The following is a 22093-nucleotide window of genomic DNA, read 5'->3' on the forward strand; positions in this document are numbered from 1 at the left end:
CTTACACCTCGATCCGTTTCATGTAGCTGGCAAAACCCTGCAGGTAGCGGGGGATCGGCATCAGGAAGGCGTCGTGGCCTTGCGGCGCGTCGATTTCCAGGTAGCAGACGTTCTTGCGGGCGGCGAGCAGGGCGTCGACGATTTCCCGCGAGCGGGCCGGCGAGAAGCGCCAGTCGGTGGTGAACGACATCACGCAAAAGTCCGCCTTGGCCTTGGCCAGGGTCTTGGCCAGGTCGCCGTCGTGCTCGGCGGCCGGGTCGAAGTAGTCCAGCGCCTTGGTCATCAGCAGGTAGGTGTTGGCATCGAAACGCCCGGAGAACTCCTCGCCCTGGTAGCGCAGGTAGCTTTCGACCTGGAATTCCACGCTGTGGAAGTCGTAGTTGAGTTTCTCGTTCTTCAAACCGCGGCCGAATTTCTCACCCATGGCGTCATCGGACAGGTAGGTGATGTGCCCGACCATGCGTGCCAGCATCAGGCCGCGCTTGGGAATCACGCCCTGGTCCTGGAAGTGCCCGCCATGAAACTCCGGGTCGGTGAGAATCGCCTGGCGCGCCACTTCGTTGAAGGCGATGTTCTGCGCCGAGAGCTTCGGTGCCGAGGCGATGGCCAGGCAGTGGCGCACGCGCTCCGGGTAGCTGATGGTCCACTGCATGGCCTGCATGCCGCCCAGGCTGCCACCGACCACCGCGGCCCACTGCCCGATGCCCAGCAAGTCGGCCAGGCGTGCCTGGCTGTTGACCCAGTCTTCAACGGTCATTACCGGGAAGTCGGCGCCGAATGGCTTGCCGGTGGCCGGGTTGATGTCGGACGGGCCGGTCGAGCCGTTGCAGCCGCCCAGGTTGTTGAGGCTGACGACGAAGAAGCGGTTGGTGTCCAGCGGCTTGCCGGGGCCGATGCAGCTGTCCCACCAACCCGGCTTGCGGTCATCGGCACTGTGGTAACCGGCGGCGTGGTGATGGCCGGACAGCGCGTGGCAGATTAGCACCGCGTTGCTGGCATTGGCGTTGAGCTCGCCGTAGGTTTCGTAGATCAGCTGGTAGTCGGCCAGGCTGCGGCCGCAGGCCAGCGCCAGTGGCTCGGAAAACCTGGCGATCTGCGGCGTCACCAGGCCAACGGAGTCTTGAGGAAAAACAGTCGACATCGACTCTGCTCGGCTAAGGAAGGTACGGGAAAGTGCAGCAGTCTAAAGAGCGCGCCTGTCAGCGGCAAGGAAACTGCTGGCCGCGCTGGCTGAGCCCGCTAGCGCGGCATATCCCGCTGCCGGCTACTCGAGGTTGCCGACCGGGCGCGGCATGCCCTTGAGGGTGACCACCTTGGCTTGCCGCTGGATGGGTGCCGGGCGGCGCATCACGCGCAGCATTTCGCCGGCCTGGGTCAGTTGCTGCTTGAGTTCATCGGCATACTGGGCCAGTTGCTGGTGGCGCTGGCGACCGTGCTGGGTGTCCTGGGCCAGGGCCTTGAGGCGCAGCATGTGGCCTTCCAGCAACTGCTTGTGCTCCAGGGTGTGCTGCATCAGCGGCATCAGCGCCTCGTCGGCCCAGCGCTCGGCGTCGCGGCGCAGGCGGCGGTGCAGGCCGATGACTTCCTGCACCAGTGTGGCGAAGAAACGTCGGCCCAGGCTGCGCTGCTCGGTCAGCAGGGTCTTGAGGCGCAGGCGGAAGCGGTCGCCCTTCTTCTGCAGATGGCGCAGTTCGCGCACGTAGTCCGCCAGTTCGAAGCGCGGCGCATCGACCGCCTGCAGCGGGTTCTCCTCGTTGTGCCGGCGGTAGATGGCCTCGACCATGCGGTTGGCCATGTCGGCATCGTGGGACAGGCTGTGCAGGTCGTCCTCGACCGCGGTGAAGAAACCGAGGATCGCCTGGTTGATGCCCAGGGTCGTCCAGGCACCATTGAGCTGACGACGCAGCTGGGCGAGGTGCGCTTCGAGCTTTTCCGCTTGGGCCGAGGTCTTCAGGCGCTCGCCCTGGTTGCGCAGCAGGCGCTGATTGGTGCGCAGCGCCACCAGGCGCTTGTGGTGCAGGGTGTGATCGTCCTTGGTACGGCTGGTCAGCTCCATGAGCATCTGGCCGTTGTCCTGGCGGCGCTCGTCGAGCAGCTCCAGCTGTTCGTTGACCTTGGCCAGGCGCAGGCCGAGCACGTGCTGGCTGTTGTTGAGCATGGCCAGCACCTGGCGCACCACGCGCTCTTCGAGCAGCCGTTCCTTTTGCGCCACGATGCGCTCGCAGAGCAGCGTCTCGAGTTCGGCCATTTGGCTGCGCGCCAGCAATGCCGGATCCTGACGCACCTTGGCGAGCAGCGCCTGCTTGGCCGACAGCGGCAGGATGTCCCGGCCGGCGATGCCCAGATGGCGGGCGGCCTGCATGCGCACCCGCTCGATGGCATTGGCCACGAAGGTGTCGCCGGCCAGGTCGTCCCACAGCACGTCTATCTTGTTCAGCACCGCGTACAGACAGCCCTGGCGCTCCTCGTCGAGGGGCTGTACGTGCTGCTGCCAGATATCCAGGTCGCTGGCCGTCACGCCCGTGTCGGCGGACAGCAGGAAGATCACCGCCTGGGCGCTGGGCAGCATCGACAGGGTCAGCTCCGGCTCGCAGCCCAGGGCATTGAGCCCCGGCGTGTCGAGAATGCGCAGGCCCTGGCGCAGCAGCGGGTGGTCGAAGTTGACGATGGCGTGGCGCCAGGCCGGCACCAGCACCTGGCCGGATTTGTCGGTACTTTCCAGATTGTCCGGGTGAAAGCCGAGGCTGATCGCTTTCTCCACCGGCATCGCCTTGCTGGCGGCGACCTGGGCGAAAGCCTTGGCCATGCCGTCCGGGTCATTGGTGTCGAGGGCGACGTTCACCCAGTGGCGGGGTGTGCGCTTGAACTGCGCCACGCTGGCCTCGGCAATACGCGTCTCGATGGGCAGCAGGCGGATATAGGGCTGCGCGGCGCCCGGATCGAAAAGAATCTCGGTCGGGCACATGGTGGTGCGTCCGGCCTGGGAGGGCAGCAGGCGCTGGCCGTATTCGGAGAAGAACAGGCTGTTGATCAGCTCGGTCTTGCCGCGGGAGAACTCGCCGACGAAGGCCAGGGTGATGTGGTCGGTGCGCAGCAGGCGCAGCGCCCGCTCCAGGCGTGCCTCGACGCCCTCGCTGCTCAGCCGGTTGTGGGCCAGCCAGCTGCGGTAGCGGGTGATCTCGCGGACCAGTTCGCGCTTCCAGGCGACGTACGCATCGACCTGCTCACTGAGACGTTCCATGCTCATCGGTAGGTTCCCTGACAAGGCATCGACTTCGATGCGGGCTGCCGAGCATTATGCGAGGGGCGCAGGCGGCGTCAATGGCGAGTGGGGTGCATTGGCACCTGATGGTCGTTCAGGATGGGCGAGCGGTCAGGCCGAGTTCGCCGGGCAATTTGCTGGGCGCCTGAATGCGCCCCCGCTTCTGGCGGCTCTGCTGGCCGCTTTCCAGGCTGACCTGGCTTTTTGCGACGCCAAAGGCGGCTGCCAGAAAAACCAGCAGGTGGGCATTGGCCTTGCCGTCCACTGGCGGGGCGGTAAGGCGGATCTTCAGGCGTTCGCCGTGCAGCCCGGCGAACGCATCGTTGCTCGCCTTGGGCTGCAGGTGGCAGTCGAGGATCAGCGCATCGCCGTCCCAGCGAAAGAAACTCATCGACTTTTAGAACCTGTTCATGATCTCGCGAGCTAGAGCGCTACAAGGCAAAAACAGGCGAGGACGCGGAGTTTACGAGTTGTAAATGAGCAGTCCGAGCCTGTTTTTAACGCAGTAGGGCCGACGCGCAGCAGATCATGAGAGCTTAGATCGCCAGGCTCAGGCCGCTGAACATGCCGGTACTGATCGCCAGGTTGCGGATCACCAGCATGTCGATCAGGTTGAGGATCAGGAACGCCACGATGGGCGACAGGTCCAGGCCGCCCAGGTTGGGTAGGACGCGGCGGATCGGCATCAGCAGCGGCTCGCAGATCTGGTTGACCAGCAGGGCGGCCGGGTTGTGGGTGCCCTGGGCGACCCAGGAGAGGATCACGCTGATGATCAGGGCGAAGAAGAACACCTTGAGCAGCAAGGCGGTCACGCCAATGATCGACCACACCAGAATCAGCAGCGGGTCGCCGATGCCGACGCCCATGAGCATCAGGGTCAGGGCCATCAGTACGAACTGGACGATCAGCGCCAGCACCAGCGACGCCAGGTCGAGGCCGCCGAGGCTGGGGATGATACGGCGCAGTGGCTTGAGAATCGGGTGGGTGGCGCGCACGATGAACTGGCTGAGCGGGTTGTAGAAGTCCGCGCGAACCAGTTGCAGGATGAAGCGCAGCAGCACGATCAGCAGGTAGAAGCTGCCGATGGTCTGCAGGATGTAAACGGCTGCGGTGTTCAGACCGATCATTGATTGTCTCCTTATTGACCCAGTTGTTCGGCCAGCTCGGCCGAGCGCTGATCGGCGGCCTTGACGGCCTGCTCGACCAGGGCTTCGAAGCCGCCAGCCTGGAATGTCTTGATCGCCGCCTCGGTGGTACCGGCCGGCGAAGTGACGCGGCGACGCAGCTCGGCGGCGTCGACATCGCTGTTCAATGCCATCTGTGCGGCGCCCAGGGCGGTCTGCAGGGTCAGCTTGGCGGCGACATCGCGGGGCAGGCCGAGCTTCTCACCGCTGGCGGTCATCGCCTCGATCAGCAGGAAGAAGTAAGCCGGGCCGCTGCCGGACACGGCGGTCACGGCGTCGATCAGCTTTTCCTCTTCCAGCCACACCGCCATGCCTACAGCGCTGAGCAACTGCTCGGCCTGCTGGCGCTGCGCGGCGCTGACCTGCGCATTGGCGTACAGGCCGCTGGCGCCCAGGCGCAGCAGCGACGGGGTATTGGGCATGCAGCGTACGATGGCCCGCGCGCCCAGCCAGTTTTCCAGGCTGGCGCTGGTGATGCCGGCGGCGATGGAGACGATCAACTGGCCGGCCTGCACATGGGGCGCCAGGTCCAGGCACACGTCCTTCATGACCTGGGGCTTGACCGCCAGGACGATCACGTCGGCGTCACGGCAGGCCTCGGCATTGCTGGCCACCACGTCGATGCCGTGTTCGGCGGCGATCTTCTCGCGCTGTTCGGTGCCGCGGTCGCTGGCGCGGATGGCGCCTGCTGGCAGGCCCTGGGCGAGCAGCCCGCCGATCAGGCTGGCAGCCATGTTGCCGGCGCCGATGAAGGCGATACGGGGAGTGGTCATGGTGAGGTTCCTGTCTGAAGAGTCGAGATCGGGTAATTCAAACCTTGCCGTAATCGCGTTCGCCGAACAGCGCCGTGCCGATACGCACCCAGCTCGCGCCCTCGGCGATGGCCGCTTCGAGGTCGTGGCTCATGCCCATGGACAGGGTGTCGAGATCGAGGTTCAGCGCGTCCCGCAGTGCGCGCAGGCGGGCGAACGCCGCGCGTTGCTCGGCCACGTCATCGGTGGGCGCGGGGATTGTCATCAATCCGCGCAAACGCAGGTTGGGCAGTTGTGTAACCGCCTGTGCCAGGGCAGCGAGTTCCTCGGGCTGGCAGCCGGACTTGCTCGCTTCGCCGCTGACGTTGACCTGCAGGCAGATGTTCAGCGGTGCCAGCTCGACGGGGCGCTGGGCGCTCAGGCGTTCGGCGACTTTCAGGCGGTCCACCGAGTGTACCCAGGCGAAATGCTCGGCAATGGGGCGGGTCTTGTTTGACTGGATGGGGCCGATGAAATGCCAGGTCAGCGGCAGGTCGGCGAGCAGCGCCTGCTTGTCGAGCGCTTCCTGCAGGTAGTTTTCACCAAAATCCCGCAGGCCGGCCGCGTGGGCTTCACGAATCGCTTCGGCGGGCTTGGTCTTGCTCACCGCCAGCAGCCCGACAGAGTAAAAATCTCGCTGCGAGGCTTGCGCCGCCTCACGGATCCGCACACCGACCTTTGCAATATTCTCTGCTATCGTGGACATTACCTGCGCCTGCCGCCTGAGCGTTTCTGCGGGCCTCACGGTAGTCTGCCAAGGGCGTGCTCGCGCAGCCGCCTGGTGATCCGCCAAGGCCCCCATCCTTAAGTTACGCGGCATTCTACCGTCATTAGGGAGTCCCATGGATATCACCGAGCTGCTTGCCTTCAGCGCCAAGCAAGGCGCGTCGGACCTGCACCTTTCCGCAGGCTTGCCGCCGATGATCCGGGTCGACGGCGATGTGCGCCGGATCAACCTGCCTGCCCTGGACCACAAGCAGGTGCACGCGCTGATCTACGACATCATGAACGACAAGCAGCGCAAGGACTTCGAAGAATTCCTGGAGACCGACTTCTCGTTCGAAGTGCCCGGCGTGGCGCGCTTCCGGGTCAACGCCTTCAACCAGAACCGCGGCAGCGGCGCGGTATTCCGGACCATTCCATCGAAAGTGCTGAGCATGGAAGACTTGGGGATGGGCGAGATCTTCAAGAAGGTCTCCGACGTGCCGCGTGGGCTGGTGCTGGTCACCGGGCCGACTGGTTCGGGCAAGTCGACCACCCTGGCGGCGATGCTCGACTACATCAACAGCAACAAGTACCACCACATTCTCACCGTCGAAGACCCCATCGAATTCGTCCACGAGTCGAAGAAGTGCCTGGTCAACCAGCGTGAAGTGCACCGTGATACCCATGGCTTCTCCGAAGCCCTGCGCTCGGCTCTGCGTGAAGACCCGGACATCATTCTGGTCGGCGAGATGCGTGACCTGGAAACCATTCGCCTGGCGCTGACCGCCGCGGAAACCGGTCACCTGGTGTTCGGCACCCTGCACACCACCTCCGCCGCCAAGACCATCGACCGGGTGGTCGACGTGTTCCCGGCCGAGGAAAAGTCCATGGTTCGCTCCATGCTGTCCGAATCCCTGCAGGCGGTGATTTCCCAGACCCTGTTGAAGAAGATCGGCGGCGGTCGGGTGGCGGCCCACGAAATCATGATCGGTACCCCGGCGATCCGAAACCTGATCCGCGAAGACAAGGTGGCGCAGATGTATTCGGCCATCCAGACCGGCGGTGCACTGGGTATGGAAACCCTCGACTCCTGCCTGAAACGGCTGGTTTCCAAAGGCCTGGTCAGCCGTGAAAGTGCCCGTGAAAAAGCCAAGACCCCCGAAAACTTCTGAGAATCTATTCACGACCAGCTGCGCGTCGGCGCTACTGCGTTAAAAACAAGCTCGGAATGCTCATTTACCACTTGTAAACTCCGCTTCCTCGCTTGTTTTTGCCTTGTATCGCTCTAGCTCGCAAGATCGTGAACAGATTCTTGGCCCGGCTGGCGGATCTTCCCTCCGCCGGCAATTGAACATCGCGCCAGCGCATTTAGGTAGGCACCCATGGAATTCGAAAAACTGTTGCGCCTGATGGTCGAGAAGGGCGGCTCCGATTTGTTCATCACTGCCGGCGTGCCACCGTCGATGAAGGTCAACGGCAAGATCATGCCCGTGACCAAGACTCCGCTTTCGCCGGAAATGACCCGCGAAACCGTGCACGGGGTGATGAACGAGCAGCAGCGCCGGGAGTTCGCCGAAAACCACGAGTGCAACTTCGCCATCAGCGCCCGCGGCATCGGCCGATTCCGGGTCAGCGCCTTCTATCAGCGCAACCTGGCCGGTATGGTGCTGCGCCGTATCGAGACCAACATCCCGACGCTGGACGACCTCAAGCTGCCGGAAATCCTCAAGAAGCTGGCGCTGACCAAGCGCGGCCTGGTGTTGTTCGTCGGCGCCACCGGTACCGGCAAGTCCACCTCGCTGGCGGCGATGATCGGCTACCGCAACAAGAACAGCAGCGGCCACATCATCTCCATCGAAGACCCGATCGAATACATTCACCAGCACCAGAACTGCATCGTTACCCAGCGCGAAGTGGGCATCGACACCGATTCCTTCGAGGTCGCGCTGAAGAACACCCTGCGCCAGGCGCCGGACGTGATTCTCATCGGTGAGGTGCGTACCCGAGAGACCATGGACCACGCCGTGGCCTTCGCCGAAACCGGCCACCTGTGCCTGGCCACTCTGCACGCCAACAACGCCAACCAGGCGCTGGACCGGATCATCAACTTCTTCCCGGCGGACCGGCAGAACCAGGTATGGATGGACCTGTCGCTGAACCTCAAGGCCATCGTCGCCCAACAGCTGATCCCCACGCCCGATGGCAAGGGGCGCCGCGCGGTGATCGAAGTGCTGATCAACACCCCGCTGGCTGCCGACCTGATCCGTAAGGGCGAGGTGCACGAACTCAAGGGCCTAATGAAGCGCTCTACCGAGCACGGTATGCAGACCTTCGACCAGGCACTCTACAACCTCTACAGCCAAGGTGAGATCACCTACGAAGATGCCCTGCTGTACGCCGACTCGGCCAACGATCTGCGCCTGATGATCAAGCTCGGCTCGGAAACCGACGGCGAGCACCTGACCAGCATGTCCCAGGGGCTGTCATTGGAAATCAGCGACGAAGATCAGGGGCGGCGGTTTCGCTAAGCGTCTGATTGCTCAGGTCTTACAGAACAAAACCCGCTTCGGCGGGTTTTTTGTTAGCTGCCTTGGGCTGCCTACACAGCAGTGAAGCGCGAAAGCCACCACTCGACCACATCGCCGAGTTTCTGAGCTGCCTACGCGGCAGTGAAGCGTCCACGCGAGCCAGGGCAGCAGCGCCGCTGTTTCTGAGCTGCCTACACGGCAGTGAAGGCGCCGCAATCGCGCGTACTGCTGCTGCATCATTTCTGATCTGCCTATACGGCAGTGAAGATTTTCTGCTCGAGGTGATCTTGCGCCGGGCTTTTCTGAGCTGCCTATACGGCAGCTCAGAAAAACAAGCAGCGCGGCCGGCTTATGGCTGCAAAGTTCACCGCCGCACAGGCAGCACTTTCTCCGCATCCGCCTGGATGCGTTTCCCTGGCCGAGCGGCCACGGCTTCGGCCTGGCCATCGACCTGGGCGCCGGCGCGGGCCTGGCTCATCAGGCGGGGGATCAGCGGGCCTTCCGGCAGGTTGCGCCAGAAGCGCACCGGCATATTGGTTTCCAGCACGCTGCGATTGAGCCGCGCCGGGTTGAAGGTGCTGCCGTAGTAGGCCAGCCACATCGCTTCGTTGCGGTCGTCGGTGCCCTGGGCCAGGCGTTGCCATTCAGGCGGGCAGGGCTTGGCGTGACGCAGCTTCTCGCCATTCCAGTATACGCCGTCATCCGGTGTGGCGATCAGCCAGGTCTGGCGGCCGAGGCGTTCGGCGAAATGGCCCGAGGCGCTGGCCAGAATATCGTGGGCCGGCTCGTGCCAGGCCACCAGTTCCGGTCCACCGGCGCTGGCGTCCCGTGGCTTGAAGCGCAGGAAGGCGTGCAGGTGGTGCGCTTCGCGGCGAACCGCCTTGAGGCGGGTATGCAGTTCGCTGCCGTCGATATCGCCGGCCAGCATGGCGGCATGGTCGCCATTGGCGACGCGCCAGAGGATGCGGTACAGCAACGCCCAGCGTTGCGCACAGCGAAAGCGAGCAGCGTTTTCCAGTTGTTCGATCAGGGCGCGCGGCACCCGCACGGGGCGGTCGGCAGCCGCGGCGGGTTGAGGTGCTTCCAACGCGGCGAACAGATCCTGGTTTTCCTGGCTGTCCTGTACCCAGCTCAGTTGATGCGGCGCCATGCCTTGGCGCAATTTCGCTCGGGCAGCATCCCGCCAGCCGGCGAAACTGCCGTCGAAGTGCACCGCTTGCATCACCAGAGCCCCATCTGTTGCGGCGTTTCGCTCAATTGCTGGCGCAGCACCAGGGATTCGCGGGTCGCCTGAGCCGGGCGGTAATCCTGGGTGACGATAAAGGGCTTGGCTTTTTCCAGCACGCAGCGCAGGCGGCCGACGTCCGCAAAACGGATGCGCTTCTGGCGGCGCAGGGCGACCAGGCGCTGGGCGCTGAGCACGCCAATGCCGGGGATGCGGGCGATCAGGGTCACGTCCGCGCGGTTGAGGTCGACGGGGAAATGCTGGCGATTGTTCAGTGCCCAGGCCAGTTTTGGGTCGATGTCCAGCGCCAGGTTGCCTGGGCCGTCGAGCAACTCGGTGGCCTTGAAGCCGTAGCCGCGCATCAGGAAGTCCGCCTGATACAAGCGGTGCTCGCGCAGCAGCGGCGGCGCCTCGAAGGGGACGCTCTTGGGGCTTTGCGGAATCGGGCTGAAGGCCGAGTAATAGACGCGCTTGAGGCGGAAGTCGCCGTACAGCGACTGGGCAGTGTGCAGGATGGTGCTGTCGTCGGTGGCGTCCGCGCCGACGATCATCTGCGTGCTTTGCCCGGCAGGCGCGAAGGCGGGCGCGCGCTTCTCGCTGTCGGCCTCTTCGACGCCATTGCGAATGGTGCCCATGGCCTGCTTGATCGGCGCCACGCTCTTTTCCGGCGCCAGGCGGATCAGGCTGCTTTCGGTGGGCAGTTCGATGTTCACGCTGAGGCGGTCGGCGTAGCGACCGGCTTCGGCGATCAGCTCCGGCGACGCGTCGGGAATGGTCTTGAGGTGGATGTAGCCACGAAACTCGTGCTCCTCACGCAGCAGCTTGGCGACCCGGTTGAGTTGCTCCATGGTGTAGTCCGCGGAACGGATGATGCCGGAACTGAGAAACAGTCCGCTGATGCAGTTGCGGCGATAGAAATCCAGGGTCAGGGTGACCACTTCCTCGGGCGTGAAGCGCGCCCGCGGCACGTCACTGGAACGACGGTTGACGCAGTATTGGCAGTCGTACAGGCAGAAGTTGGTCAGCAGGATTTTCAGCAGCGCGACGCAGCGGCCATCGGGGGTGAAACTGTGGCAGATGCCCATGCCGTCGGTGGCGCCCATGCCGCTCTGGCCTTTCGAGCTGCGTTTGGGCGCGCCGCTGCTGGCGCAGGAAACATCGTATTTTGCGGCGTCGGCGAGTACCGTAAGCTTTTCGATCAATTCCATGGGTACGATTCGATAGCTGTATTTATGTACAGTATTCGGTAAGCATTCGGTTCCCGCAAGGTCGTCTCGTCGGTGAAAGGCGAAACCTGCGGCGCCGCCATGGATCGAAGCGAATCAACCTGTCTTTTCTGGAGAATCTGATGCAGCGTCCTGATACCCACAGCAAGATCATCGGCTATCTGCTGTGGATCTTCGGCTTCCTCGGTGCGCACCGTTTCTATTACGGCAAGCCGGTGACCGGCACCATCTGGTTTTTCACCCTGGGCCTGCTGTTCATCGGCTGGATCATCGACCTGTTCCTGATCCCGGCGATGGATCGCGAAGCGGACCTGCGCTTCACGGCCGGCCGGCTCGATTACAACGTCGCGTGGATCCTGCTGACGTTCCTGGGCATCTTCGGCGTGCACCGCATGTATCAGGGCAAGTGGATCACCGGGATCCTTTATCTGCTGACCGGCGGGCTGTTTCTGGTCGGCGTGCTGTACGACCTGTGGACGCTGAACAATCAGGTGTCGATCGAGAATGCGCGTAATGGATAAGGGTGAGGGCAGGCATCGCTGCCGGCCCTTGTGGGGCGACAGGGATGCCTGGTTGATGCGGATTATTTCGCGGGCATGGCCCGCTCCCACATGAGCCGGTGGCAGATCAGCCTTGGAAGCTGATATGCCCGTCCACCAGGGTGTAGCGCACCTGGCCAGGCAGGCAGTGGCCCAGGAATGGGCTGTTACGGCCTTTGGAGTACCAGCTCTCGCCGGCCACGGTGGAGGCCTGGGGGTCGAACAGCAGGATATCCGCCGCATCCCCCTGCTTGAGCTGGCCAACCGGCAGGCGTAGTGCCTGCGCCGGGCCGCTGCTCAGGCGGGCGAGCAGGGTGGGCAGGTCGAGCAAGCCGTCCTGCACCAGGGTCATGGCCAGTGGCAGCAGTAACTGCACGCCGCTGATGCCGGGCTCGGTCTCACCGAAGGGCGCCAGCTTGGCGTCGAGTTCGTGGGGCTGGTGATGGCTGGAGATGGCGCTGATCACACCGCTCTTCAACGCCTCGCGCAGGCCGTCACGGTCGGCGCGGGTGCGCAGCGGCGGTTGCACGTGATAGAGGCTGGAAAAGTCGATCAGCGCCTCGTCGGTGAGAATCAGCTGGTACAGCGCCACATCGGCGGTCACCGGCAGGCCGCGAGCCTGGGCATCAGCGATCAGCTGCGCGCCGCGGGCGCTGGTCAGCTGGCTGAAATGCGCACGTACGCCGCTCTGCTCGACCAGCAACAGGTCGCGCGCCAGGGCCACGGTCTCGGCGGTTTCGGGAATCCCCGACAGGCCGAGGAAGCTGGCAGTGGCGCCTTCATGGGCCAGGCCGCCTTCGGCGAGATCGTGGTCCTGGGAGTGGAAGATCACCGTGAGGTCGAAGGTGGCTGCATATTCCAGGGCGCGGCGCAGGGTGCGCGCATTACGGAAATTGTTCAGGCCATTGCCGAACGCCACGCAGCCGGCGTCGCGCAGGGCGACCAGCTCGGCGAGTTGCTCGCCATCGAGCCCCTTGCTCAGGGCACCGATGGGAAACACCTTGGCGTGGCCGGCTTCGCGGGCGCGGTCGAGGATCAGTTCGGCCACCGCCGAGGTATCCAGCACCGGCTTGGTGATCGGCGGGCAGCACAGGCTGGTGACGCCGCCAGCGGCAGCGGCCAGGGTTTCGCTGGCGATGCTGCCCTTGCGGCTGTAGCCAGGCTCGCGCAGGGCGACGGACAGGTCGACCAGGCCGGGTGCCGCGATCAGGCCGCTGGCGTCAAGGGTCTGGTCGGCTTCGAAGCCGGCCGGCGCCTGGCCGATGGCGCTCAGCTTGCCGCCTTCTATATACAGGTCGGCGACCTGATCGAAGCCGCTGCTCGGGTCGATGACGCGGGCGCCGAGGATACGGGTACGCATCAGTTTTGCTCCTCAGCGTTGAGTTGGCGTTGGGCGTTCTGGCCGCTCATGGCCATGGACAGCACGGCCATGCGGATGGCGATGCCGTAGGTGACCTGGTTGAGAATCACCGATTGCGGGCCGTCGGCCACCGCCGACTCGATCTCCACGCCGCGGTTGATCGGCCCCGGGTGCATGACCAGCGCATCGGGCTTGGCCAGCTTGAGGCGCTGCTCGGTCAGACCGAACAGGCGGTAGAACTCGCCCTCGCTGGGTAGCAGGCCGCCGGTCATGCGCTCGCGCTGCAGGCGCAGCATGATCACCACGTCGACATCCTTGAGGCCTTCATTGGCGTTGCTGAACACGCGCACGCCGTAGCTTTCTTCCAGGCCGATGGGCAGCAGGGTCTTCGGCGCGATCACGCGGATATCGGGGCAGCCGAGGGTCTTGAGCGCCAGCATGTTGGAGCGCGCCACCCGCGAGTGCAGGATATCGCCGACGATGGCCACCGAGAGATTCTCGAAGCTGCCCTTGTGGCGGCGGATGGTCAGCATGTCGAGCATGCCCTGAGTCGGGTGCGCGTGGCGGCCGTCGCCACCGTTGATGATCGCCAGGTTCGGGCACACGTGCTCGGCGATGAAGTGGGCGGCGCCGGAGCCGGCATGGCGCACCACGAAGATGTCGGCGGCCATGGCTTCGAGGTTGCGCAGGGTGTCGAACAGCGTCTCGCCCTTGCTGGTCGAGCTGGTCGACACGTTCAGGCTGATCACGTCGGCGGACAGGCGCTGGGCGGCCAGCTCGAAAGTGGTACGGGTGCGCGTGGAGTTCTCGAAGAACACGTTGCACACGGTCTTGCCGCGCAGCAGTGGGACCTTCTTCACGGCGCGGGCGCCGACTTCGAGGAAGGAGTCGGCGGTGTCGAGGATTTCCGTCAGCAGCTCGCGGGGCAGGCCGTCGAGGGACAGGAAGTGGCGCAACTGGCCTTGGTCGTTCAGTTGCAGGGGGCGCTTGGCATCGAGTGCGGTCATTGCGGACGGCCTTGGTCGGAAAGCGTCTGGAGTTCGAGGGTGAAGGGAGCGGGGCCGGACAATTTTACCCGCTGATCGGCCGCCAGTGACAGCGTCGCGCCGACCACGTCGGGGCGGATCGGCAGTTCGCGGGCGTCCAGGTCGAGCAAGCTGACCAGGGTCACGCTGGCCGGGCGGCCGTAGTCGAACAGCTCGTTCAGGGCGGCGCGGATGGTTCGCCCGCTCATCAGTACGTCGTCGATCAGCACCAGGTGTTGGCCTTCGATCTCGAACGGCAGCTCGGACGGTTGCACCTGTGGGTGCAGGCCGTTCTGGGTGAAGTCGTCGCGGTAGAAGGACACGTCGAGCACGCCCAACGGCTCGTCACGGCCCAATTGATCGAGCAGCGCCTGGGCCACCCACACGCCGCCGGTGCGGATGCCGATGAAGCGCGGTGTGCTGATCTGCCGACGGCTCAGATGGCTGCTCAGCGAGGTCGCCATCTGCGGCAGCAGTTCGGCGGGGTTGGGTAGGCTCATCTAAAGCTCCTTGTGGCCGGGTCAGCCCAGGCAGTTTTCTTCCAGCCAGCCCTGCAGCAAGAGGGCGGCGGCCAGCGCGTCGACCGGGCGCTGGCGATAGCCGCCGGTCTGGCCCTGCTGCAGGCGCTCGCCCTTGGCGGCATAGGTGGTCAGGCGTTCGTCGTGGGTGAATACCGGCAGGTTGAAACGACCGTTGAGGCGACGGGCGAACTTCTCGGCCCGTTCGCTCATGTCGCTCGGCGTGCCGTCCATGTTCAATGGCAGGCCGACGACGATTGCATCGGGTTGCCATTCCTTGATCAGCGCTTCGACCTTCTGCCAGTCCGGAACGCCGTTCTGCGCCTTGAGGATGCACAGCTCGCGGGCCGAACCGGTGATCGGCTGGCCGACGGCGACGCCGATCTGCTTGGTGCCGTAATCGAAACCGAGCAGCAGGCGCAGGGATTGTTTGTCGATTTCAGCCATCAGGCGTGGCCCGCCTGGGCGGTGAGCAGGTTGAGGTCGATGCCGAGCAGCGCGGCGGCGGCGCCGAGGCGCTGATCGTAGGGCGTTTCGAACAGAATCGCCTGGTTCGCCGGGCAGGTCAGCCAGGCGTTATCGGCCAGCTCGGCCTCCAGCTGACCGGCGCCCCAGCCGGCATAGCCGAGGGCGATCAGGTGGCTGGCCGGGCCTTTGCCTTCGGCGATGGCGAACAGCACGTCCTGGGAGGTAGACAGACTGAGGTCGCCGAGATCGACGGTAGCCTGGAAGTGCTGGCCCTTGGGGTGCAGCACGAAGCCGCGGTCGGTCTGCACCGGGCCGCCACTGAAGATCGGCAGGCTTTGGCACAGCACCGAAGGATCACTGTCCGGCCGCAGCTGTTCGAGCACGTCGGCCAGGTTCAGGCCGTTGGGGCGGTTGATCACCAGGCCCATGGCGCCCTGGTCGTTGTGATCGATGAGGTAAATCACGGTGTGCGCGAAATTCGGATCGTCCATGTGCGGCATGGCGATCAGGAAGTGGTGCTTGAGAATGCTCGGGCTGGCGTCTTTCATGGCCGTTAGTTTGAAGCTGCGCGGCACAAGCTACAAGCTGCACGTATGGATGAAAACGTCGCGCCGGGGGTCAGTTGCTCGACAGGCGGTCGCCACGCTCGAAACGCCAGGTGCGGATGATTTCCAGGCGGTCGATGTCGGCCAGATCGCCGGTGAACGGCGCGTAGGGCGCGGCCAGGCGCACGATGCGCATGGCGGCCTGATCGAGCACCTGCTCGCCGGACGATTCCAGTACCATCACTTCGTACAGGCTGCCGTCACGGTTGATCGACACCAGCAGGCGCAGGCTGCCGTGAATCTGCCGACGGCGGGCGTCGTCCGGGTAATTGAGGTTGCCGATGCGCTCGACCTTCTTGCGCCATTCGTCCTTGTACCAGGCGCCCTTGTCGCGCATGGTCGAGGCGGCGTTGAGGCGGTGGATTTTCGGGCGCTTGGCGTACTGCTGCACCTGGTCGGACAGCTCGGCCTCCAGGCTGGCGATCTCGGCGGACAGTTGCGCGCTGTCGAAGGACGGCGCCTCCGGACTCGGCGGCGTCGGCTTGGTTTCCTCGCGCTTGGCCGGCGCCTTCTGCTGTTGTGGGGCGCGGGTGGTCACCGCGGCTTTCGGCGCTTCGGGCTTCACGGCGGGCGGCGGCGGTGCGGCGGCGGGCGTCACCTTGCGTACTTCGGTGTCCTGGAAGGGCGCCTGTTCGGTGGTGGTCGGCGCCGCCTTCTTATCCAGGGTGCCGCTGCCCTGCTGGTTGTCCTGGGCGAGGAAATCCGCCTCCTTGGGCTTTTCATCGCTCTTGAAGGTGGAAAGGGTGATTTCCAGCGTCTTGCTGATCTGCCCGGGCTCGGCAAAGGTGAAGCCCACGCCGAGAATCAGCGCGGCGTGCAGCACCGCGGCCAGAAACAGGGTGAAGCCCAGCCGGTCCGCCGGGCGAACGCCGGAGGAGGTGAGATCGGGTGGGCTGGCTGTCGCGTTCATCACGGTCTGTCGTCGGGGCTGTCAACGTTTCGGCACGGTCGTGCTGAAACGTCAGCAGACCCTGGGTTGCCGCGCAGTCTGCCGAGGCGATGTGCAAAAGTCTATGAAGCACTCCGCGCATTGAGCTTTTCGGCAATCTTGTCCATCAACTGTTCGCCGATGCGCGTATCGAAGGCCGCATCGATCTCGCGAATGCAGGTCGGGCTGGTGACGTTGATCTCGGTGAGGCGGTCGCCGATCACGTCCAGGCCGACGAACAGCAGGCCGCGCTCGCGCAGGCTCGGGCCGACGGCGGCGGCGATTTCGCGGTCGCGCTCGGTGAGCGGGCGGGCTTCGCCACGGCCACCAGCCGCCAGGTTACCGCGGGTTTCGCCGCTGGCCGGAATACGCGCCAGGCAGTACGGCACCGGTTCACCGTCTATCATCAGAATACGCTTATCGCCGTCGACGATGGCCGGCAGGTAACGCTGCGCCATGATCTGCTGGCTGCCGTGGGCGGTGAGAGCTTCGAGAATCACCGACAGGTTCGGGTCGCCCTCGCGGTGACGAAAGATCATCGATCCGCCCATTCCATCGAGGGGTTTGAGAATGATGTCACGGTGCTGTCTCGCAAAATCACGCAGAATGTCGGGTCTGCGGCTGACGATGGTCTCCGGTGTGAGCTGCGGAAAGCGTGTGGCGAAGAACTTCTCGTTGCAGTCGCGCAGGCTCTGTGGTCGGTTGACCACCAGCGTGCCGGCTTCCTCGGCCTGTTCGAGCAGGTAGGTTGAATAGACGAATTCGTTATCGAAGGGCGGATCCTTGCGCATCAGGATCACGTCGAGTTCGGCCAGGGGCATGTCCTGCTCGTCACCGAATTCGAACCAGTGCTGGGGATCGGCGAACACCTTGAGCGGAAGTGTGCGGCCGCGAGCGACGCCAGCGGCCTGATAGAGGTCCTTCTGCTCCATATAGAAGAGGCTCCAGCCACGCGCCTGGGCTGCCAGAAGCATGGCCAGCGAGCTGTCCTTCTTGTAGGAAATCTGCGCGATGGGATCCATGACGATGCCGAGGCGAACGCTCATTGAAGTATCTCCGTAGAGGCGGTGCGAAGCAGCCGCGAAGGTAGCAGGGATGGGCGCCAAGGGTGGCGCTGACAGGGCGGCCGGTCAAGGGCGAGCAGGCCGATGGCTTGCATGTGGAGAGTGTGCTACAAAGGCCCAGCGATGGGCCGGGCCCATTGATTTCAGGGCCTCCGGCGCACTGGATATGGCGTAATACAACGACTCACCGAAGTGGTGGCAGGGCAGACATGGAACAGCATTCGGAAGGCTTGAGGGTGATGGTGATCGACGACTCGAAGACGATTCGTCGTACAGCGGAAACCCTGCTGAAAAAGGTGGGCTGTGATGTGATCACCGCAGTGGACGGTTTCGACGCCCTGGCGAAGATTGCCGACACCCACCCGAGCATCATCTTCGTCGACATCATGATGCCGCGTCTGGATGGCTATCAGACCTGCGCCTTGATCAAGAACAACAGTGCCTTCAAATCCACCCCCGTTATCATGCTGTCGTCCAAGGACGGCCTGTTCGACAAGGCCAAGGGGCGCATCGTCGGTTCTGATCAATACCTGACCAAGCCATTCAGCAAGGAAGAGCTGCTCGGCGCGATCAAGGCCCACGTCCCGGAGTTCTCTCCGGTCGAGCAGGCGTCCTGACACCCGGCTGTCGCTACTACCGCCTCTCTTCTATGTATTGGGAAACATCATGGCTCGAATTCTGATTGTTGATGACTCGCCGACCGAAATGTACAAGCTGACCGCCATGCTGGAAAAACATGGCCATCAGGTACTCAAGGCCGAGAACGGCGCCGACGGCGTCGCCCTGGCGCGCCAGGAAAAACCCGATGTGGTGCTGATGGACATCGTCATGCCCGGGCTCAATGGCTTCCAGGCCACCCGACAGCTGACCAAGGATGCCGAAACCAGCCATATCCCGGTGATCATCGTGACCACCAAGGATCAGGAAACCGACAAGGTCTGGGGCAAGCGCCAGGGCGCCAAGGACTACCTGACCAAACCGGTGGACGAAGCTACGCTGCTGAAAACACTGAACGCGGTGCTCGCCGGCTGAGGCCGCGCCCGCGACACGACAAAAGAAGAAGGTCACGACAGGCATGTCAGAGACACGCACCCCCTTTCAGATCCTTCTCGGTATCGAGCAGCGTTGCCGCGCGTTGGCAGCGGGCTTGCCATCGCAGCAGGTGGCGGTGCAGACCTGGAGTGGCATTGGCTTTCGCATGGGCGAGCGGTTTTTCGTCGCACCGATGGGTGAGGTCGGTGAAGTGTTGCACGAGCCACGACATACCTTGCTGCCCGGTGTGAAAAGCTGGGTCAAGGGCGTTGCCAACGTGCGCGGACGATTGCTGCCGGTGATGGACCTGTGCGGCTTTTTCGGCGGCGAGCTGTCGCCCTTGCGCAAGCAGCGGCGGGTGCTGGTGGTCGATCACCAGGACATCTTCGCCGGCCTGACGGTCGACGAGGTGTTCGGCATGCAGCATTTTGCGGTGGATACCTTCTCCGAGCAGTTGCCAGCGCTCGAGGCGTCCATCGCACCGTTCATTCACGGCGTGTTCCAGCGCGAGCAGCCCTGGTTGGTGTTCAGCCCTCATGCGCTGGCCCAGGCACCCGAGTTTGTGGACGTGGCATACAGATAGCTTTTCGGTGGGGGCGGCACAGCCTGCCTTCTGACGTTAGATGGAATTCGAAGTGCGGTAGGGTCCAGGCGGGGGCCAGATAATGAAAAAAGTAATCTCCAACAACGTGCTGGCGGGGACACGGGTCGGTGGGCTCGTGGCGGGGCTGTTCGTCGTCCTGATCGTTTCGATCGTGATGCTGTTCGCCAACTTCGCGTACATGAACACGCAGAGTAACCACGATACCGAGTACCTCGGTCACGCCGGTGAGCTGCGCGTACTGTCCCAGCGTATCGCCAAGGACGCCACCGAATCCGCCGCGGGCAAGCCCGAAGCCTTCGCGCTGTTGCGCGATGCGCGCAACGACTTCCAGAAGCGCTGGGCCTACCTGACCGATGGCAATGCGCAGAGCGGCCTGCCAGCAGCGCCCGCTGATGTACAGGCGCAGATGGCTGCCGTGCAGCAGGACTGGGACGCGCTGCGCCAGAACGCCGACGCCATCCTGGCCAGCGAGCAGACCGTTCTGTCGCTGCACCAGGTTGCTGCCACGCTGGCCGAAACCATTCCGCAACTGCAGGTCGAGTACGAGGAAGTGGTCGACATCCTGCTGGAGAGCGGCGCGCCCGCTGCCCAGGTATCGGTTGCCCAGCGTCAGTCGCTGCTGGCCGAACGTATTCTCGGTTCGGTGAACAAGGTGCTGGCCGGTGACCAGGATTCGGTTCAGGCCGCCGATATGTTCGGTCGCGACGCCAGCCTGTTCGGCCGGGTGCTCAGCGCCATGCAGGAAGGCAACGCCGCCATGGAAATCACCAAGGTCAGCGACCAGGAAGCCCTGGAGCGCCTCGGCGAGATTTCCGAGCTGTTCGAATTCGTATCCGGCTCGGTGGACGAAATTCTCGAGACCTCGCCCGAACTGTTCCAGGTTCGTGAATCGGCCAACACCATCTTTACCGTTTCGCAAACCCTGCTCGACAAGGCCTCGGCGCTGTCGGCGGGTTTCGAAGGCCTGGCCGACGGTCGTTCGCTGAACACCATCGCCGGTTATGTGTTGGGCGCCCTGGCACTGGGCTCGATTCTGATCATCGGTCTGGTGATGGTGCAGGAGACCAACCGTCGACTGGCCGAAACCGCCGAGAAGAACGAACGTAACCAGACCGCGATTCTGCGTCTGCTCGATGAGATCGCCGACCTCGCCGACGGTGACCTGACGGTGGCCGCGACGGTAACCGAAGACTTCACCGGTGCCATCGCCGACTCCATCAACTACTCCATCGACCAGCTGCGCGACCTTGTCGCGACGATCAACATGACCGCCGTACAGGTGGCCGGTGCCGCCCAGGAAACCCAGGCCACCGCCATGCACCTGGCCGAGGCATCCGAGCACCAGGCCCAGGAAATCGCCGGGGCCTCGGCGGCAATCAACGAAATGGCCGTGTCGATTGACCAGGTATCGGCGAACGCCTCGGAGTCCTCCGCGGTAGCGGAACGTTCCGTAGCCATCGCCAACAAGGGCAACGAAGTCGTACACAACACCATCACCGGCATGGACAACATCCGTGAGCAGATCCAGGACACCTCGAAGCGAATCAAGCGCCTCGGTGAATCGTCCCAGGAGATCGGTGACATCGTAAGCCTCATTAACGACATCGCCGACCAGACCAACATCCTCGCACTGAATGCCGCGATCCAGGCCTCCATGGCCGGTGACGCAGGCCGAGGCTTCGCCGTGGTAGCGGACGAGGTACAACGCCTCGCCGAACGTTCCTCCGGCGCGACCAAGCAGATCGAGGCGCTGGTAAAGACCATTCAGACCGACACCAACGAAGCCGTTATCTCCATGGAACAGACCACCTCCGAGGTGGTACGCGGTGCACGCCTGGCGCAGGACGCCGGTGTGGCCCTGGAAGAGATCGAGAAGGTATCCAAGACCCTCGCCGCGCTCATCCAGAACATTTCCAACGCGGCACGTCAGCAGGCATCGTCTGCCGGCCACATCTCCAACACCATGAACGTGATTCAGGAGATCACCTCGCAGACCTCGTCCGGTACCACCGCCACCGCCAAGAGCATTGGTAACCTGGCCAAGATGGCCAGCGAGATGCGCAATTCGGTGTCCGGCTTCAACCTGCCAAACGACGGCGAGCAGGCGTGATCGTCTGCCGTCTGGCGCATTGAGCGATGCACCAGGCGGCGGGCGGGTGCTCGAGCGAGGGCTTCAACATGCAGTCAGGCGTCTGGGCCTTGCAGCCAGTGGCGGACATGTCCGCCAACGAGTTCCGCGACTGGCAACAGTTGCTGGAGTCGCGCCTGGGCATGGTGGTCAACGAACAGCGCCGCATCTTCCTGCAGACCAACCTGAGCACGCGCATGCGCGAACTGGGCATCGCCGACTATGCCGCCTATTACCGGCAGGTCACCGATGGCCCGCGCGGTGCCGTGGAATGGGCCAATCTGCTGGATCGGCTGACCGTACAGGAAACCCGCTTCTACCGGCATCCGGCGTCGTTCGAGGTGTACCAGGCGTACCTTGCCCGGCGCGGTGAGCAGGGGCTGGACAGGCCCCTGGCGATCTGGAGCGTGGGTTGCTCCAGCGGTGAGGAGCCCTATTCGCTGGCTATCGGCGCCAGCGAAGTGCTGGGATCTGAGGGGCGCTTTGGCGTTACCGGCACCGATATCAGCCGCAGCGCCCTGGCCAAGGCCCGGGAGGGTTTGTACGACGGACGCAGGCTGCAACCCATGGACGAAGCGCTGCGTGCGCGCTATTTCGCGCAGCATGGCGATGGATGTTTCAAGGTTTTGCCGGAACTGGCCGCACGGGTGTGCTGCGCCAGGCTCAACGTGCTGGAGTTGGACAAGGCGCCAATGACCGGCATGGACGTTATTTTTTGCCAGAACTTGCTGATCTATTTCCGCCGCTGGCGACGCCGCGAGATCCTCAACCGCCTGGCCGAGTGCCTGGCGCCAGGTGGCTTGCTGGTGATCGGGGTGGGCGAAGTGGTCGGCTGGCAGCATCCGGACATGCTTCCGGTGGCCGATGAGCGAGTGCTGGCGTATACCCGCAAGGGCTAAGA

The 22093-nt window shown here is 64.0% G+C and carries 23 protein-coding genes; 8 read left to right on the forward strand and 15 right to left on the reverse strand.

Annotated features, from left to right (window positions below; translation table 11 throughout):
• Position 1 precedes the first annotated feature (1 nt).
• From FB481_RS05635 to FB481_RS05660, 6 genes are all read right to left on the reverse strand, one after another.
• Entirely contained in the window at positions 2-1141 is a 1140-nt protein-coding gene (locus FB481_RS05635; RefSeq protein ID WP_075959572.1) for a homoserine O-acetyltransferase, read from the reverse strand.
• Positions 1142-1264: 123 nt separating this feature from the next.
• Entirely contained in the window at positions 1265-3247 is a 1983-nt protein-coding gene (locus tag FB481_RS05640) for a dynamin-like GTPase family protein (protein ID WP_147175401.1), read from the reverse strand.
• Between the two features lie 109 nt (positions 3248-3356).
• The gene (locus FB481_RS05645) at positions 3357-3653 is read right to left on the reverse strand and encodes a DUF167 domain-containing protein (RefSeq protein WP_147175403.1); all 297 of its coding nucleotides are present in this window, start codon (positions 3651-3653) and stop codon (positions 3357-3359) included.
• A 145-nt stretch (positions 3654-3798) separates the two neighbouring features.
• Complete coding sequence (locus FB481_RS05650) at positions 3799-4389, reverse strand: YggT family protein (protein ID WP_093500531.1); 591 nt, start codon at positions 4387-4389, stop codon at positions 3799-3801.
• Positions 4390-4400: 11 nt separating this feature from the next.
• The gene (gene proC, locus FB481_RS05655; RefSeq protein ID WP_147175405.1) at positions 4401-5219 is read right to left on the reverse strand and encodes a pyrroline-5-carboxylate reductase; all 819 of its coding nucleotides are present in this window, start codon (positions 5217-5219) and stop codon (positions 4401-4403) included.
• Between the two features lie 37 nt (positions 5220-5256).
• Positions 5257-5943 carry a YggS family pyridoxal phosphate-dependent enzyme gene (locus FB481_RS05660; RefSeq protein ID WP_147175407.1) on the reverse strand — a complete coding sequence of 229 codons (687 nt, stop codon included), beginning with the start codon at positions 5941-5943 and terminating at the stop codon, positions 5257-5259.
• Between the two features lie 136 nt (positions 5944-6079).
• On the opposite strand from FB481_RS05660, the gene FB481_RS05665 reads away from it, so the two are divergent.
• Positions 6080-7114 carry a type IV pilus twitching motility protein PilT gene (locus FB481_RS05665; RefSeq protein ID WP_013789435.1) on the forward strand — a complete coding sequence of 345 codons (1035 nt, stop codon included), beginning with the start codon at positions 6080-6082 and terminating at the stop codon, positions 7112-7114.
• A 210-nt stretch (positions 7115-7324) separates the two neighbouring features.
• On the forward strand, positions 7325-8470 hold the full coding sequence (locus tag FB481_RS05670; protein ID WP_093500525.1) for a PilT/PilU family type 4a pilus ATPase: 1146 nt from the start codon (positions 7325-7327) through the stop codon (positions 8468-8470).
• 364 nt (positions 8471-8834) lie between these two features.
• Here FB481_RS05670 and FB481_RS05675 read toward each other — a convergent pair whose 3' ends face one another.
• Positions 8835-9692: a TIGR03915 family putative DNA repair protein gene (locus tag FB481_RS05675; protein ID WP_147175409.1), complete on the reverse strand. Its 858-nt coding sequence runs from the start codon at positions 9690-9692 to the stop codon at positions 8835-8837.
• On the reverse strand, positions 9692-10903 hold the full coding sequence (locus FB481_RS05680; protein ID WP_147175411.1) for a putative DNA modification/repair radical SAM protein: 1212 nt from the start codon (positions 10901-10903) through the stop codon (positions 9692-9694). The genes FB481_RS05675 and FB481_RS05680 overlap by 1 nt, the downstream gene beginning before the upstream one ends.
• A gap of 137 nt (positions 10904-11040) precedes the next feature.
• Between FB481_RS05680 and FB481_RS05685 the strand changes: the two genes are divergently transcribed.
• Positions 11041-11442 carry a TM2 domain-containing protein gene (locus FB481_RS05685; protein ID WP_167363091.1) on the forward strand — a complete coding sequence of 134 codons (402 nt, stop codon included), beginning with the start codon at positions 11041-11043 and terminating at the stop codon, positions 11440-11442.
• A gap of 106 nt (positions 11443-11548) precedes the next feature.
• Here FB481_RS05685 and FB481_RS05690 read toward each other — a convergent pair whose 3' ends face one another.
• The 7 genes from FB481_RS05690 to gshB all read right to left on the reverse strand — a co-directional run bounded on the left by FB481_RS05690 (position 11549) and on the right by gshB (position 17410).
• Positions 11549-12820, reverse strand: coding sequence for a dihydroorotase (locus tag FB481_RS05690; protein ID WP_147175413.1), 1272 nt, complete (start codon positions 12818-12820; stop codon positions 11549-11551).
• The gene (locus FB481_RS05695; protein ID WP_147175415.1) at positions 12820-13827 is read right to left on the reverse strand and encodes an aspartate carbamoyltransferase catalytic subunit; all 1008 of its coding nucleotides are present in this window, start codon (positions 13825-13827) and stop codon (positions 12820-12822) included. The genes FB481_RS05690 and FB481_RS05695 overlap by 1 nt, the downstream gene beginning before the upstream one ends.
• A complete protein-coding gene (pyrR, locus tag FB481_RS05700; protein ID WP_147175417.1) occupies positions 13824-14345 on the reverse strand; it encodes a bifunctional pyr operon transcriptional regulator/uracil phosphoribosyltransferase PyrR in 522 nt (173 codons plus the stop codon). Before pyrR ends, FB481_RS05695 begins: the two co-directional genes overlap by 4 nt.
• A 21-nt stretch (positions 14346-14366) precedes the next feature.
• A complete protein-coding gene (gene ruvX, locus FB481_RS05705) occupies positions 14367-14810 on the reverse strand; it encodes a Holliday junction resolvase RuvX (protein ID WP_075959559.1) in 444 nt (147 codons plus the stop codon).
• Positions 14810-15379 (reverse strand): YqgE/AlgH family protein, encoded by a 570-nt coding sequence (locus FB481_RS05710; protein ID WP_147175419.1) that lies wholly within the window; start codon positions 15377-15379, stop codon positions 14810-14812. The genes ruvX and FB481_RS05710 overlap by 1 nt, the downstream gene beginning before the upstream one ends.
• Before the next feature lie 70 nt (positions 15380-15449).
• Entirely contained in the window at positions 15450-16346 is an 897-nt protein-coding gene (locus FB481_RS05715; RefSeq protein ID WP_075928479.1) for an energy transducer TonB, read from the reverse strand.
• A 101-nt stretch (positions 16347-16447) separates the two neighbouring features.
• Positions 16448-17410, reverse strand: a complete 963-nt coding sequence (gshB, locus tag FB481_RS05720; RefSeq protein WP_147175421.1) for a glutathione synthase — start codon at positions 17408-17410, stop codon at positions 16448-16450.
• Positions 17411-17637: 227 nt separating this feature from the next.
• Between gshB and pilG the strand changes: the two genes are divergently transcribed.
• The 5 genes from pilG (at position 17638) to FB481_RS05745 (ending at position 22091) form a co-directional block, all read left to right on the forward strand.
• A complete protein-coding gene (gene pilG, locus FB481_RS05725) occupies positions 17638-18045 on the forward strand; it encodes a twitching motility response regulator PilG (protein WP_013789447.1) in 408 nt (135 codons plus the stop codon).
• A gap of 49 nt (positions 18046-18094) precedes the next feature.
• Entirely contained in the window at positions 18095-18460 is a 366-nt protein-coding gene (gene pilH / locus FB481_RS05730) for a twitching motility response regulator PilH (protein ID WP_013789448.1), read from the forward strand.
• Positions 18461-18503: 43 nt separating this feature from the next.
• Positions 18504-19043 carry a chemotaxis protein CheW gene (locus FB481_RS05735; protein ID WP_027903969.1) on the forward strand — a complete coding sequence of 180 codons (540 nt, stop codon included), beginning with the start codon at positions 18504-18506 and terminating at the stop codon, positions 19041-19043.
• Between the two features lie 82 nt (positions 19044-19125).
• Entirely contained in the window at positions 19126-21174 is a 2049-nt protein-coding gene (locus FB481_RS05740) for a methyl-accepting chemotaxis protein (protein ID WP_147175423.1), read from the forward strand.
• 68 nt (positions 21175-21242) lie between these two features.
• Complete coding sequence (locus FB481_RS05745) at positions 21243-22091, forward strand: protein-glutamate O-methyltransferase CheR (protein WP_147175425.1); 849 nt, start codon at positions 21243-21245, stop codon at positions 22089-22091.
• Positions 22092-22093 lie beyond the last annotated feature (2 nt).

Origin of the sequence: Pseudomonas sp. AG1028 (assembly GCF_007993955.1) — a bacterium.
Lineage (GTDB): Bacteria > Pseudomonadota > Gammaproteobacteria > Pseudomonadales > Pseudomonadaceae > Aquipseudomonas > Aquipseudomonas straminea.